Raw genomic sequence first — 12,690 nt, 5'->3', positions numbered from 1 at the left:
GAAATCTATGCCCATCATGTGGCCACCGGGCTGGCTTCCTTCGAGGAAAGCCCGCCCGACCTGGCCGAGATGACGCGGCGTTTTGAAACCCTGATGGCGGCGGGCTATCCTTATCTGGTGGCCGAGGTGAATGGTCCCGAGGCCGATAGCCGGGTGGAGGGTTATGCCTATGCCGGCGCCTATCGCGCCCGCCCGGCCTATCGCTTCTCGGTGGAGAATTCGATCTATGTGCGGGCCGATGGTACCAGGCGCGGCCTGGGCAAGCGGCTGCTGGAAGCGCTGATTGATGAATGCGCCAAGCGCGGCTATCGCCAGATGGTGGCGGTGATCGGCGACAGCGCCAACCACGCGTCCATCGGCGTGCACGCGGCTTGCGGCTTCGAGATGATCGGTACGCTGCCCAGCATCGGCTTCAAATTCGGCCGCTGGGTGGATAGCGTGCTGATGCAGCGCCCGATCGGTCCCGGCGACAGCACGTCGCCAGTGTAAGCCCGCGATACCACGCCGCCAGTGTAAGCCCGCCGCTGTTTCAGCGGATCAGCGCATACAGCACCAGGGCGCAACCAAGCAGGCCGCCGATATAGGCCAGGGTGCGCAGCCAGGGAATGCCGGCGGTGTACACCACGGCATGGGCTAGGCGGCTGTAGAAGAAGATCTGCGCACCCAGCGCGCTCCAGCCATCGGCCTTGCCGCTCACATGGGCGGCCAGCACCAGGGCCGCGAACGGAATCAGGTTTTCCACCATGTTGAGATGGGCGCGATGGGAACGGCCAACCCAGCCCTTGCCGGGCGGAAAGTCTTCGCGGTTGCCGGCCATGATGTAAAGCCCGCGTTCGAGCATGAAGCCGAGCGAGTAGGGCAGCGCCAGGGCCAGGCAGAGCACGGCGCTGGATATCAGCATCAGCAGATCGGTTGTCATGAGCGGTGCTCCGTTGAAAAAAGCTTCTACTCCAAAAGGATAGGTTCGGTCGATCAAGCTTGCCGCGTCCTGGCTTTATGCGCAACGTTAGTACAGTTGAATTCATGCGGCGGAGTTCGCCAGGGGGTGTCATGCAGAGAAAACTCAATCCGCCGGAAGCCATGGCACCTGCCGGCCCCTACAGCCAGGCCATCGAGGTGCAGGCCGAAGCGCGGCTGCTGTATATCTCCGGCCAGGTGGGCGTGGATGCCACCGGCCGCACCGGCATCGGCATTCTCGAACAGGCCCAGATGGCCTGGACCAATATCGGCCGGATTCTGCGCTCCACCCATATGGAGCCGTCGGATCTGGTGAAGGTGACGATCTATTATGCCCAGACGGTGGAGATCAACCACGCCATGCGGCTGGCACTGGGCACCATCCGCGAACGCTTCATGGAAGGCGCCCGGCCCACCTCCACGGCGATGTTCGTGCACCGCCTGATGAAACCGGAATGGCTGATCGAAATCGAGGCCGTGGCGGCCCGCAAGTAATTGATAATAAAAAGATAAAGACCACCTCTTGGACTTCGGCCGCGACACCCTATATAATCGCCGCCATGCCTGATCCCGACCCTTCTTCTAGTCGGCTGGCCCAGCATCCTCATATGCTGAGCCGGCATTCTCCCCGTTGCACATTCCAGCAGGTGGGCCATGCCGCTTGCTGCTGAAATCGGCCTGATCTTCGGGCTGGTGCTGCTCAACGGCTTTCTGGCTCTGTCCGAACTGGCCGTGGTTTCCGCGCGCCGCTCGCGGCTGCAATTGCTGGCTTCGCGCGGCCATCGCGGCGCCGAGGCCGCCTTGCGGCTGGCGGAAAATCCCGGCCGCTTCCTCTCGACGGTGCAGATCGGCATCACCCTGGTGGGCGTGGCGGCCGGCGCCTTTTCGGGCGCCACCCTGGCCGACCGCTTCGGCGATTACCTGCAGATCCTGTTTCCGCTGCTCAGCGAACGCTGGGCCGATGGCGTTGCCTTCGCCCTGGTGGTGACGGCAGTGACGTATCTGTCGCTGATCGTGGGCGAGTTGGTGCCCAAGCAGATCGCTTTGCGCAATGCCGAGCGGATGGCGATGATGGTGGCCGGGCCGATGATGGTGATGGCGCGCGTGGCGGCGCCGGCGGTGTCGCTGCTGGATTTTTCCGCCAGGCTCTGCCTCAAGCTGTTCGGCAGCCAGCAGCAATCCGCCGAGCGGGTGACGGAAGAAGAGATCAAGACCCTGGTGGCGGAAGCCGAAAGCGCCGGCGTGGTGGAACCCGCCGAACGCGCCATGATCGCCGCCGTGATGCGGCTGGGCGACCGCACGGTGCGTTCGGTGATGACGCCGCGCGCCGATCTTGATTGGGTTGATCTCGATGCCCCGGTGGCAAAGCAGCTGGACCGCCTGCGGGCCAGCCCCTATGCCAGCCTGCCCGCCGGCCATGGCAATATCGACCATGCCGAAGGCGTGGTGGTGGCCAAGGATGTGCTGGATGCCATGCTGGATGGCCGGCAGCCGGAAAGCCTGATCGGCTTTTTGCGCGTGGCGCCGGTGATCCCCGATAGCGCCGATGTGCTGGATGCCCTGGAACATCTGCGCCATGCCCCGATGGGCGTGGTGCTGGTGGTGGATGAATTCGGCGTGCTGCAGGGCATGATATCGTCGTCCGACGTATTGCAAAGCATCGTTGGCGAACTGGCCTCGCCGGGTGGCGCACCGCAGCCCTATTTCACCCAGCGCGAGGATGGCTCATGGCTGGTGGATGGTGTGATGCCGCGCGATTTGCTGGGCGAAGCCTTCGGCCTGGAGCCGCCGGACGACGAGGATTACGACACCGTGGCCGGTTTCGCGCTGGCCCGTTTCGGCCGCCTGCCGGTGGCCGGCGACCATGTGCATTGGCGCGGCTGGCGTATCGAAGTGCTGGACATGGATGGCCGCCGCATCGACAAGTTGCTGTTCCAGCGCGACGCGGCCGAACAGCCGGCGATCATGCCGGCGAAGTAGCTTAGGCGCTTCACCCAGCCGCGGCGAAGGCCAGCAACGGTGCCATATCGCCGGTATCGGCGGCACGCAATGCCGCGATATAGGCTTGCCGCCGTGGGCCTATCCTCTGCAGGTCATGCCCGCCGGTCCAGTTGATCGCAGCCGCCTTTTGCTGCTGCATCATGATATCCGCCATGATACGTGCGTGGCGGCCATTGCCATTCGGAAACGGATGAATCCATACCAGACGGTGATGCAGCCGCATGGCCGCCTCCAGCGGCGCGAAGGTTTCGTGCGCCAGCCAATAGCGCGCATCATCCATCAGTATGCGCAGTTCGACGCCGATGCGCAGCGGATCGATACCGATATTCTTTTCTGTTCTGCGGAATGCGCCGGCCCAGTGCCATACATCGCCGAACAGGCGCTTATGCAGCGCGATGGCGAAAGCGTCGGTCAGTTTGTCGGTGCGCCGTTGGCGGGCCAGCCAGAGCAGGCCGCTCTGGATATTGGCCTGTTCCAGTTCATCCAGCTGTTCCCGTGTGGTCACATGCCGGAAGCGCAATCCTTCCATTTCGTCGGGATCGAGCGGGGTGGCACCCTCTGGGTAGTGCATGGCTGGATATTGCGTGGCGGATGACGTTACGGATCGTCCCAGAAGCCGGGCGGCATCTCGCGGGCCAATTGCTGCGCCAGCCGTTCGATTTCCCTGGTGATCCGTTCGGTTGGCAATGCCTGGTTCTCCAGCGCCATATGTCCGCTGGCGGTACCCACGATGGCTCGAGCCTTCTTGCGCGCCTGGACCAGAATCAAATCTTCGCTGCTGCCATTAGCCGGTACGATGGCGTAGACAAAGCGGCAGCCCATGGCGTCGGCGGCGTCTTGCATGGATTTCAGGGTGATGCCGCCAAGCTTTTCCGCCTGCTCGGCCTTAGCTATCCGGGCGCGGGTTACACCCATGCGGCGGGCCAGCTGGGCGCCGGACAGGCCCAGGGCCTTGCGCATGCTACGCAGCCAGCCCTCCGGTGGTTTGGGTAGGGTTTGGGCTGTTGCTGCGGCTTTACCCACAAGAGATTGATATTGTTGAACGACCACTGGTTTTAGGGTCATTTCGCATACCTATTTGTTGACAACAACAATATATGGTCAACAAATAGGTATGCTTTATTGATTATAATGTCAACAAATAAGTATACAATTCTGACCGTTAAGCAAAATCCTGGGCCAGCGAGGCGCGCACGGTTTCCGGCATCACGGCCAGATGGCCGTAATTTTCGTGGTCGCAGCCGATCAGCACGCGACTACCCGGCTGGCGGAAAGCGGCGACTTGCGTGGCGCTGAACGGGAAGCGTAGGAAATGCACTGCCGAGGTCTTGCCGTCCTCGCGGGTGCGTTCGGCATCGTCCTCGGCCACGGCATAAACCTTCTCGCTGCCGAACTCGATATAGAGATGGCGGTCGATATGGCCCAACGAGGCCAGCACGCGGGCGCGGCGCGGCGGATCGTCTACCTCGATCATGAAGGTGGCTACCAGTTCCGAGCCCTTCGGCACCAGCGGCGCATAGGCCGCCAACTCGTCGGCCAACTGCTCCTCGCCGCCCTTCTCGATGTAGAGCATCTCCTGGATCTGCCACCACATCGTATCGTAATTCTCGAAATAGAAGGTGGCATGCGGCCCCAGCGAAACCCGGCGGTCGCGCTTGATCGCCACGATGCGGGCGCGGGCTTCCTTGCGCTGCGCGATGAAAGCATCCATCGGCAGGATGTCGGCGCGGGTGATGGTGGTGCGCAGGGTCATGGTTTCGCTACTCGCATAAGACCGGATTACATAAGGCCGTAAGCCTTGGCCAACAATTCCAGCGGGTGGCTGGGCGGCGGCACTTTCGGCGCGGCGGCCCCGGCCTCGTTCGCTTTGCCGGCCGCCTCGCGCTCCATGCCCTGCACGATATGCAAGGCTGCCAGCGGGCATTCCGAGGCGACATGGGCGCGGGCTTCCTTCAGCGCCTGACGCGCCACCGGCTTGCCCACCTTCATGCCGACCTCGAAAAACTCCTTGCGCACGCCCCACGAGCCGCCATGGCCCGAGCAGCGTTCGATCACGCCGATCTCGCTATCGGGAATCAGCCGCAGCATATCGGCTGCCTTGGCGCCGATATTCTGCGCGCGCGCATGGCAGGCCAGATGCAACGTGACGCCGCCTTCCAGCGGCTTCAGCCCGGGCGCCAGGCCTTCCTTGCGGGCGATGTCGACGATGTATTCCGACACGTCCACCGTGGCGGCGGCGAGCTTCTTCACCTTCTCGTCGTCGGGCAGGATCAGCGGCCATTCATTCTTCAGCATCAGCGCGCAGGAGGGAATCAGCGCCACGATATCCCAGCCCTCGTCCACGTATTTTTCCAGCGCGGATGCCACATGGCGCGCCTTCGATGCCACATCGGAAATATCGCCCTGTTCCAGCCGCGGCATGCCGCAGCAACCGGGATATTCCACGCGCAGCTCCACGCCGTTATGCGCCAGGATGCGCTGGGCGGCCACGCCGATATCGGGATTGTTGTTATTGACGAAGCAGGTGGCATACAGCACCGCGCGGCGCTTGCCGGCAGCCGGCGCGGCTGCATTGGTGGCGGGCACATCGCTCTTGGCCAAGGCCGTGAAGCTCTTGCCATGGAATTTCGGCAACGCCGCGTCGTGATGGATATCGCCAAGTTTTTCCAGCAGCGGGCGGGCAAGGCCGTTGCCGCGTTCGGTGGCCCAGTTGGCGATCGGCGCCACCAGGCCGGCCAGCATGCCGTTGCGGTCGGTCTGGCTCAGTTGGTCGCCGATGAAATCCTTCTTGCCCTGGGCGCGTTCGGCTGCGCGATAGCGCAGGATCAGATGCGGGAAATCCAGGTTGAATTCATGCGGCGGCACATAGGGGCATTTGTTCACGTAGCACAGATCGCACAACGTGCAGGCATCCACCACCGGCTTGAAATCTTTTGAGTCCACGCTGTCGAGTTCGCCGCTGGGGGATTCATCCACCAGATCGAACAGGCGCGGGAACGAGTCGCACAGGTTGAAGCAGCGGCGGCAGCCATGGCAGATGTCGAAGATGCGCCGCATCTCGGCGTCGATCTTCTCCATGTCGTAGAAGTCGGGATTATTCCAGTCGAGCGGATGCCGGGTCGGCGCTTCGAGACTGCCTTCACGCATGGTTGGGGCTCCCTGCGGGCGAAGTCATTATATCAAGGTAAAGACGGGAGCCGGCGACGAACCGGCTCCCGCAGATGCAAGCCTTAAGGCTTAGAGGGTGTCGAGCGCCTTCTGGAAGCGGCCGGCATGGCTCTTCTCGGCCTTGGCGAGGGTCTCGAACCATTCGGCGATCTCGTCGAAGCCTTCTTCGCGGGCGGTCTTGGCCATACCCGGATACATGTCGGTGTATTCGTGGGTTTCGCCGACGATCGCCGCCTTCAGGTTCTTCGCGGTGGAGCCGATCGGCTCGCCGGTGGCAGGATCGCCCACTTCGGCCAGGAATTCCAGATGGCCATGGGCATGGCCGGTCTCGCCTTCCGCGGTGGAGCGGAACACGGTGGCGACATCGTTGAAGCCTTCCACGTCGGCCTTCTGGGCGAAATACAGATAGCGGCGGTTGGCCTGGCTTTCGCCGGCGAAAGCATCCTTCAGGTTGCCGTGGGTCTTGGTGCCGTTAAGAGCGGGCATGGTGTCATTCCTCCTGGCTTGAATACCGGCCAGGTAAATCCGGGCCGGCGGGACTCGCGGAAAATGGGGCGCGAGGAACGGCCGGAATTATGATCCGCTGCGGCCTGAGGTCAAGGTTTTTTTAGAACAATTCTAGAAAACGCGAGCGTTTCGCAACTAGCGGCGCTGTTTCGCAACTGGCAGCCCAAGATGGTGGCTTATGCCGGGATGGTGGCTTATCCCGGGCGGGCTATTCCGAGAGGCGCAGGATCACGTCCACCCGGCTGATGCGCTGGCCTTCCGGCGGCTTGGGCAGGCTGGCCAGATGCACATCGCCATCGGGGATGTCGCGCAATTCGCCGGTCCGTTCCTGGTAAAAATGGTGGTGGGGCGACAAATTCGTGTCGAAATACGCCCGCCCGGAATCCACTGCAACCACATGCAGCAGGCCGGCCTGGGTGAATTGATGCAGGCAGTTGTAAACCGTGGCCAGCGACAATTTGCCGCCGCGCCGCGCCGCCTCGGCAAACAGCCCCTCGGCGGTCACATGGCGGTCCATGCCATCGCCGAACAGGATATCCGCCAGCAACAGGCGCTGTCGCGTGGTGCGCAAGCCGGCCTGCTGCAGCATGCTGCCGGCATCCCTGGAATGGGCGCGATCTGTCGTCGGGCGGTCGGTCATGGGCATCAGATATAACACGGATGTTACAAAAGGAAACGAAACAGTTGCCCCGGTGCGGCAGATGGCTAAAGTGGGGCCGCAAATTCGGGGCCGCGCTTCAAGCGCGCGGGGCGCCGGAACAATGCCGGGAGCGGCGGCTGGTAACTTGGCCCTACCCCTGGCGAAACCGCCAGGTCGTACCCATCTCGACCAGGCAGGTGATCCATAAACAGCGCTTGACGAGAAGGCAGCCAGCGCGAGTGCAACTTCGCGCCCGATACGAGGGATTTCCGGACGTGGAACGGAAGAGTAGCTACACTTACGAAGATTTGCTGGCCTGCGCCCATGGCAAGCTGTTTGGCGAGGGCAATGCCCGTTTGCCGCTGCCGCCCATGCTGATGCTGGATCGTATCCTGAAAATTGACGAAAACGGCGGAAAATACGGTAAGGGCGAAATCGAGGCCGAACTCGATATCAAGCCCAACCTGTGGTTCTTCCCCTGCCATTTCGAAAACGACCCGGTGATGCCGGGCTGCCTGGGCCTGGATGCCATGTGGCAGCTGGTGGGCTTTTTCCTCGGCTGGATGAAGGCGCCGGGCAAGGGCCGTGCGCTGAGCGTGGGCGAGGTGAAGTTTTCCGACATGGTCACCCCGGCGGCCCAGAAGATCACCTTCAAGATCGATATCAAGAAGCTGCTGCTGCGCAAGTTCGGCATCGCGATAGCCGATGGCATGATGTATATCGACGGCAAGCTGGCTTACGAATGCAAGGATATGCGGGTGGGTGTATTCCCCGCCGACGCGGCCGCACCGGCCGGAGCCTGATGGGTGTGCTTGATTGCCGCGCCTGATTGCCGGGTCTGACTATTGGAGCCTAAACACATGCGTCGTGTCGTTGTCACCGGCCTCGGGATTCTGTCCTCCATCGGCAACAATGCCGAGGAGGTGACCGAGAGCCTCAAGCTTGGCCGTTCCGGCATCGTATTCTCGGAAGAGCAGGCGAAGCTTGGCTTCCGCAGCCAGGTTTGCGGCAGCGTGAAGATCGACCTCGATGCCACGGTGGATCGTCGCCAGCGCCGCTTCATGGGCGATGGCGCGGCCTATGCCTATCTGGCGATGGAACAGGCGCTGAAGGATAGCGGCCTGGAGCCTGCCGATGTGGTGAACGACCGCACCGGCCTGATCGTCGGCTCCGGCGGCCCGTCCACGCGCAACATCGTGGCGGCGGCCGATATCACCCGCGAGAAGGGCCCCAAGCGCATCGGTCCGTTCATGGTGCCGCGCGCCATGTCGTCCACCTGCTCGGCGGTTTTGTCCACCGCCTTCAAGATCAAGGGCACCAGCTATTCGATCAGCTCTGCCTGCGCCACCTCCTCGCATTGCATCGGCAATGCCGCCGAGCTGATCCAGTTCGGCAAGCAGGATGTGATGTTCGCCGGCGGCGGCGAGGAAATCGACTGGACGCTCAGCGTGCTGTTCGATGCCATGACCGCGATGTCGGCCAATTACAACGACACCCCCACCCGCGCCAGCCGCGCCTATGACAAGGACCGCGACGGTTTCGTGATCTCCGGCGGCGGCGGCATCCTGGTGCTGGAAGAGCTCGAGCATGCCAAGGCGCGCGGCGCCAAGATCTATGCCGAACTGGTGGGCTATGGTGCGGCGTCGGATGGCGCCGACATGGTGGCACCCAGCGGCGAAGGCGCCGTGAAGTGCATGCAGCATGCCCTCCGTGATGCTGGCATGCGCGAGGCCGGCAGCAGCCTGGCCGGCGGCCATAACGCGCCGATCGACTATATCAACACCCACGGCACCTCCACGCCGGCCGGCGATATCACCGAGCTGGATGCGATCCGCACGGTGTTTGGCGAGAATGCGCTGCCGCCGGTCAGCTCCACCAAGTCGCTCACCGGCCACAGCCAGGGCGCGGCGGGTGTGCATGAGGCGATCTACAGCCTGCTGATGATGAAGCACAATTTCATTGCCGCTTCGGCCAATATCGAAACTCTCGATCCCGGCGCGGAAGGCTATCCGATCGTGCGTGCGCTGCGTGAGAACGTGACCTTGAACCGCGTGATGAGCAATTCCTTCGGCTTCGGCGGCACCAACGCCGCGCTGGTGTTCCAGCGGCACGACGCCTGATCCCAAACCATTCAAACCGGCGATAGACCAAAATGAGCGAAAATCGCGGCCTGATGGCCGGTAAACGCGGCCTGATCATGGGCGTGGCGAACGATCATTCCATTGCCTGGGGCATTGCCAAGGCACTGGCCCAGCAAGGTGCCGAACTGGCCTTCACCTATCAGGGCGAAGCCTTCGAACGCCGGGTGAAGCCGTTGGCCGACAGCCTCTCCGCCAAGGCCGTGGTGCCTTGCGATGTGGAAGACGAAGCCAGCCTTTCGGCGGCCATCTCGGGCGCCGCGCAGGCACTGGGCGGGCGGCTCGATTTCGTGGTGCATGCCATCGCCTATTCCGACAAGGAAGAGCTGAAAGGCCGCTACCTCAACACCACGCGCGGCAATTTCAGCCGCTCGATGCTGATCTCCTGCTATTCCTTCACCGAAGTGGCGCGGCTGGCCGTGCCGTTCATGGCCGATGGCGGCGCGCTGATCACGCTCACCTATGAAGGCAGCACGCGGGTGATGCCGAATTACAATGTGATGGGTGTGGCCAAGGCGGCGTTGGAGGCCAGCGTGCGCTATCTCGCGGTCGATCTCGGCCCGCAGAATATCCGCGTGAATGCCGTCTCGCCCGGTCCGATGCGCACGCTTGCCGGCTCGGCCATCGGCTCGGCACGCGCCACCTTCAAGTTCACCGCCCAGCACAGCCCGCTGCGCCGCAATGCCTCGCTGGAGGAAGTGGGCGGCGCCGCGCTGTTCCTGCTCTCCGATCTCGGCGCCGGCGTCACCGGCGAGATCGTGCATGTGGATAGCGGCTTCCATGCGTTGGGCATGCCCAACCCGGCGGATCTGAACGGCGAGGCTTAACGCCGACGTTTAACGCCGATGCTGAACGCCTACGCTTAACGAAAGCGTTTCAGCCGTAGTGCCGATTCAACTATAGTGATAGCGGCATTGCGCGATTTCCACGCGCTGTTCGTCGCCCTTGCCGGTTACGCGATAAACCAGCCGGTGTTCGGCGGTGATGCGCCGCGACCACCAGCCGGCGAAATCGTTCTTCAATGGCTCGGGCTTGCCCAGGCCGCGAAACGGATCGCGGCGGATATCGCGTAGCAATGCATTGATTTTTTCCACCATGTCGGGCTCGGTGGTTTGCCAATGCAGATAATCGTCCCAGCCTCGCGGCGTGAATGTGAGATTCACGGTTTGAGGTCAAAAGGGATCAGTTGTCCGGCATCCGCTTCCGCAATCGACTGTTTCAGCCGTTCGGCATTCTTCGGGCTGGCCAGCAGATGCAGGGTGGCCTCAAGGCCCTCGTATTCCTCAAGCGACATCATCACCACCGGCTCGCCATTGCGGCGGGTGATGATGGTGGGCGCGCGCTCGTCGCACACTTTCTGCATCAATTCGGCAAGATTCTGCCTAGCCTGGCTATAGCTGATAACGCCCATGACGGCCTCCTGATCTTGTACAAGAATATGTACAAGATATGCCGGAAGTCAAGCCGACCGTACTGGCCCCAGCCAGTCCGGGGTTTCGCCGCGATGGAAGCGGATGCCCATCACGAAGCTGGCGGCGATGCGCCGGGCGCGATCCATGAACAGCGCGGCGGCCGGGGCCGGGCAGAGTTCGGTCACGGTGGCCTCGAACAGCCGCAGCCAATGCTGGAAATGCGCTTCGTCGATGGCTTCATGGCGGCTGTCGCGTTCGGCGATATCCAGCTTGATATGCGCCGGCATCGGCCGGCCATCGTAACGCCCGGTGGCCAGCAGCACCGACGACCAGAAATCCACCATCTTGGCCAGATGCGGCCCCCAATCGCCGGGAATGGCGCGGGCGAAAATCGGCCCCAGCATTTCATCGCGGCGGATGCGGTCGTAGAAGCTATGCACCACGCTTGCAATCAGCGCCTCGTCCACGCCCAAAGGCGCGCCGGGCGAAAGCTGGCGGCGGTGTTCGATGCGCGCATCCGCTTCGCGGCGCCGGGCCGCGTGCCTGTCTTCGTGGGGCGCGTACCTGTCTTCGCGGGTCGGGCGCGGGTCTTCGGTTTCGCCGCTATCGTCGATGCCATGTGCCATACCGCCAGGATAGGGCAGCGACGGCATTACGGAAGAGGGCGGATTGTCGCGGCGCCCTTTGTCGCAGGAGGGGCGGCTAAACGGCGCAGGCGTTACTCGAACGTCTCGCTGGGATAGAGGCCCCAAAGATGGTTGCGCGGAATCCAGCCCCGGCTGCCGGCGATTTCCACCTGGCACCAACTGGGATCGCATTTGCGCAGCCGCGCCTGCACGCCGGGTTCGGCGGTGAGCAGCACGTCGCTGTTGGGATCGGGCTTTTTCAGCAATTCGCGCACCGTGCCGTCCACCAGGGCATAGCGTTTGCCCGAGGTGAGATTCTTGTGCACCCAGGTTTCGGTGCCGTCGCGGTCGCGGATGCGGCGCCAGTATTCGTATTCGGCCACCACTTCCACCGGCAGGCCGCGGCGCTGGTATTGCCAGGCGATGGGATAGCGCGAACCGGGGCCGGTGCGGGCATTCACCTTATCGGCGCCCAAGCTGACGAAGCGCGGCACCGGCAGGCCGGAATCCAGGCCCTTCTGCGGTTCCGGGCTTTTTTCGGACTCGACCAGGTTTTTCTCGGACTGGGCAAGGTTTTTCTCGGATTGGACAGGCGTGAGACTGGCGTTGCTGGCGGCCGGGGCCGGCATGGCAGCGGCTTTCGCTACCGGCGCGGCAGAAGCAGTGCGCGCTTCGGCGGCCCAGGCATGGGGGCAGGCCGCCACAACGGGGAGGGCAATCAGCAGGGCAAACACATTACGCAGCATGGCCGCGACTACACCCGGTAATGGCTAACGAATCGTTAAGCGGAGTCTAGTGGCGAGGCCGGGCTGCACTCAAGACGCCAATGCCTCCAAAATTGGCCGGGGCGCATCATGCGCCCAATTCCTCCAGAATTGGGCAATCCGGGCGACCATCTCCGGCGCAACACGCGGCCAGGTGGCTGAGCGCCCGGCGCATCGCCGTCAGGTCGGCGATCTTGCGCTCCAGGTCTTCCACATGGCGCTGGGCGATGGCCTTCACCTCGGTGTTGGATCGTTCGCGGTCGCGCCACAGGTCCAGCAGCTTGCGGATTTCCTCGATGCCGAAGCCGAGATCGCGGGCGCGGCGGATGAAGCGCAGATCATGCAACTCGGTATGACCATAGGTGCGATAGCCGCCCTGGGTGCGCCCGGCCTTGGGCAGCAGGCCGATGCTTTCGTAATAGCGGATCATCTTGGCGCTCACCCCGGTGGCGCCGGCCGCTTCGCCGATGGTCATCA

18 protein-coding genes are annotated in these 12,690 nt (G+C 63.1%); 6 read left to right on the top strand and 12 right to left on the bottom strand.

Features of this window, described 5'->3' with window-relative positions:
* Nucleotides 1-3 precede the first annotated feature (3 nt).
* Nucleotides 4-489 (top strand): N-acetyltransferase family protein, encoded by a 486-nt coding sequence (locus tag KF827_RS16530; protein WP_291007703.1) that lies wholly within the window; start codon nt 4-6, stop codon nt 487-489.
* A gap of 40 nt (nt 490-529) precedes the next feature.
* On the opposite strand, the gene KF827_RS16525 is transcribed toward KF827_RS16530, so the two are convergent.
* Nucleotides 530-919 carry an MAPEG family protein gene (locus KF827_RS16525; protein WP_291007699.1) on the bottom strand — a complete coding sequence of 130 codons (390 nt, stop codon included), beginning with the start codon at nt 917-919 and terminating at the stop codon, nt 530-532.
* Between the two features lie 131 nt (nt 920-1,050).
* On the opposite strand from KF827_RS16525, the gene KF827_RS16520 reads away from it, so the two are divergent.
* Nucleotides 1,051-1,452 carry a RidA family protein gene (locus tag KF827_RS16520; protein WP_291007697.1) on the top strand — a complete coding sequence of 134 codons (402 nt, stop codon included), beginning with the start codon at nt 1,051-1,053 and terminating at the stop codon, nt 1,450-1,452.
* A 159-nt stretch (nt 1,453-1,611) separates the two neighbouring features.
* The gene (locus tag KF827_RS16515) at nt 1,612-2,937 is read left to right on the top strand and encodes a hemolysin family protein (protein WP_291007695.1); all 1,326 of its coding nucleotides are present in this window, start codon (nt 1,612-1,614) and stop codon (nt 2,935-2,937) included.
* A gap of 10 nt (nt 2,938-2,947) precedes the next feature.
* Here the strand turns inward: KF827_RS16515 and KF827_RS16510 are convergent, their stop codons facing one another.
* From KF827_RS16510 to irrA, 6 genes are all read right to left on the bottom strand, one after another.
* Complete coding sequence (locus KF827_RS16510) at nt 2,948-3,529, bottom strand: mobile mystery protein B (RefSeq protein ID WP_291007693.1); 582 nt, start codon at nt 3,527-3,529, stop codon at nt 2,948-2,950.
* A gap of 26 nt (nt 3,530-3,555) precedes the next feature.
* The gene (locus KF827_RS16505) at nt 3,556-4,023 is read right to left on the bottom strand and encodes a mobile mystery protein A (protein WP_291007691.1); all 468 of its coding nucleotides are present in this window, start codon (nt 4,021-4,023) and stop codon (nt 3,556-3,558) included.
* Between the two features lie 97 nt (nt 4,024-4,120).
* Nucleotides 4,121-4,711: a DUF3501 family protein gene (locus tag KF827_RS16500; protein ID WP_291007689.1), complete on the bottom strand. Its 591-nt coding sequence runs from the start codon at nt 4,709-4,711 to the stop codon at nt 4,121-4,123.
* 26 nt (nt 4,712-4,737) lie between these two features.
* On the bottom strand, nt 4,738-6,105 hold the full coding sequence (locus KF827_RS16495; protein WP_291007687.1) for a heterodisulfide reductase-related iron-sulfur binding cluster: 1,368 nt from the start codon (nt 6,103-6,105) through the stop codon (nt 4,738-4,740).
* Nucleotides 6,106-6,195: 90 nt separating this feature from the next.
* The gene (locus KF827_RS16490) at nt 6,196-6,612 is read right to left on the bottom strand and encodes a rubrerythrin family protein (RefSeq protein ID WP_291007685.1); all 417 of its coding nucleotides are present in this window, start codon (nt 6,610-6,612) and stop codon (nt 6,196-6,198) included.
* Nucleotides 6,613-6,841: 229 nt separating this feature from the next.
* A complete protein-coding gene (gene irrA, locus KF827_RS16485) occupies nt 6,842-7,273 on the bottom strand; it encodes an iron response transcriptional regulator IrrA (RefSeq protein ID WP_291007683.1) in 432 nt (143 codons plus the stop codon).
* A gap of 275 nt (nt 7,274-7,548) precedes the next feature.
* Between irrA and fabA the strand changes: the two genes are divergently transcribed.
* From fabA to KF827_RS16470, 3 genes are read left to right on the top strand one after another with little or no spacing between them, the layout of a single operon-like run.
* Entirely contained in the window at nt 7,549-8,076 is a 528-nt protein-coding gene (gene fabA, locus KF827_RS16480) for a bifunctional 3-hydroxydecanoyl-ACP dehydratase/trans-2-decenoyl-ACP isomerase (RefSeq protein ID WP_291007681.1), read from the top strand.
* 57 nt (nt 8,077-8,133) lie between these two features.
* Entirely contained in the window at nt 8,134-9,393 is a 1,260-nt protein-coding gene (fabB, locus tag KF827_RS16475) for a beta-ketoacyl-ACP synthase I (RefSeq protein ID WP_291007679.1), read from the top strand.
* A gap of 32 nt (nt 9,394-9,425) precedes the next feature.
* Complete coding sequence (locus KF827_RS16470) at nt 9,426-10,238, top strand: SDR family oxidoreductase (RefSeq protein ID WP_291007677.1); 813 nt, start codon at nt 9,426-9,428, stop codon at nt 10,236-10,238.
* 66 nt (nt 10,239-10,304) lie between these two features.
* Here KF827_RS16470 and KF827_RS16465 read toward each other — a convergent pair whose 3' ends face one another.
* The 5 genes from KF827_RS16465 to cueR all read right to left on the bottom strand — a co-directional run bounded on the left by KF827_RS16465 (nt 10,305) and on the right by cueR (nt 12,688).
* The gene (locus KF827_RS16465; protein WP_291007675.1) at nt 10,305-10,574 is read right to left on the bottom strand and encodes a Txe/YoeB family addiction module toxin; all 270 of its coding nucleotides are present in this window, start codon (nt 10,572-10,574) and stop codon (nt 10,305-10,307) included.
* Complete coding sequence (locus tag KF827_RS16460) at nt 10,571-10,822, bottom strand: type II toxin-antitoxin system prevent-host-death family antitoxin (RefSeq protein WP_291007673.1); 252 nt, start codon at nt 10,820-10,822, stop codon at nt 10,571-10,573. Before KF827_RS16460 ends, KF827_RS16465 begins: the two co-directional genes overlap by 4 nt.
* Before the next feature lie 48 nt (nt 10,823-10,870).
* Entirely contained in the window at nt 10,871-11,449 is a 579-nt protein-coding gene (locus KF827_RS16455) for a group III truncated hemoglobin (RefSeq protein WP_291007671.1), read from the bottom strand.
* Between the two features lie 92 nt (nt 11,450-11,541).
* A complete protein-coding gene (locus KF827_RS16450) occupies nt 11,542-12,195 on the bottom strand; it encodes an SH3 domain-containing protein (RefSeq protein WP_291007670.1) in 654 nt (217 codons plus the stop codon).
* Between the two features lie 106 nt (nt 12,196-12,301).
* On the bottom strand, nt 12,302-12,688 hold the full coding sequence (gene cueR / locus KF827_RS16445; protein ID WP_291007701.1) for a Cu(I)-responsive transcriptional regulator: 387 nt from the start codon (nt 12,686-12,688) through the stop codon (nt 12,302-12,304).
* Nucleotides 12,689-12,690 lie beyond the last annotated feature (2 nt).

It is taken from the genome of Ferrovibrio sp., from assembly GCF_019636075.1.
Lineage (GTDB): Bacteria > Pseudomonadota > Alphaproteobacteria > Ferrovibrionales > Ferrovibrionaceae > Ferrovibrio.
This window is presented reverse-complemented; position numbering and strand designations above follow the sequence as displayed.

Bases quoted from the DNA above. Each gene is read 5' to 3' on its own strand.
- KF827_RS16525 (WP_291007699.1), bottom strand. From the start codon at position 919: ATGACAACCGATCTGCTGATGCTGATATCCAGCGCCGTGCTCTGCCTG.
- KF827_RS16520 (WP_291007697.1), top strand. From the start codon at position 1,051: ATGCAGAGAAAACTCAATCCGCCGGAAGCCATGGCACCTGCCGGCCCC.
- KF827_RS16515 (WP_291007695.1), top strand. From the start codon at position 1,612: ATGCCGCTTGCTGCTGAAATCGGCCTGATCTTCGGGCTGGTGCTGCTC.
- KF827_RS16510 (WP_291007693.1), bottom strand. From the start codon at position 3,529: ATGCACTACCCAGAGGGTGCCACCCCGCTCGATCCCGACGAAATGGAA.
- KF827_RS16505 (WP_291007691.1), bottom strand. From the start codon at position 4,023: ATGACCCTAAAACCAGTGGTCGTTCAACAATATCAATCTCTTGTGGGT.
- KF827_RS16500 (WP_291007689.1), bottom strand. From the start codon at position 4,711: ATGACCCTGCGCACCACCATCACCCGCGCCGACATCCTGCCGATGGAT.
- KF827_RS16495 (WP_291007687.1), bottom strand. From the start codon at position 6,105: ATGCGTGAAGGCAGTCTCGAAGCGCCGACCCGGCATCCGCTCGACTGG.
- KF827_RS16490 (WP_291007685.1), bottom strand. From the start codon at position 6,612: ATGCCCGCTCTTAACGGCACCAAGACCCACGGCAACCTGAAGGATGCT.
- irrA (WP_291007683.1), bottom strand. From the start codon at position 7,273: ATGACCGACCGCCCGACGACAGATCGCGCCCATTCCAGGGATGCCGGC.
- fabB (WP_291007679.1), top strand. From the start codon at position 8,134: ATGCGTCGTGTCGTTGTCACCGGCCTCGGGATTCTGTCCTCCATCGGC.
- KF827_RS16470 (WP_291007677.1), top strand. From the start codon at position 9,426: ATGAGCGAAAATCGCGGCCTGATGGCCGGTAAACGCGGCCTGATCATG.
- KF827_RS16460 (WP_291007673.1), bottom strand. From the start codon at position 10,822: ATGGGCGTTATCAGCTATAGCCAGGCTAGGCAGAATCTTGCCGAATTG.
- KF827_RS16455 (WP_291007671.1), bottom strand. From the start codon at position 11,449: ATGGCACATGGCATCGACGATAGCGGCGAAACCGAAGACCCGCGCCCG.
- KF827_RS16450 (WP_291007670.1), bottom strand. From the start codon at position 12,195: ATGCTGCGTAATGTGTTTGCCCTGCTGATTGCCCTCCCCGTTGTGGCG.
- cueR (WP_291007701.1), bottom strand. From the start codon at position 12,688: ATGACCATCGGCGAAGCGGCCGGCGCCACCGGGGTGAGCGCCAAGATG.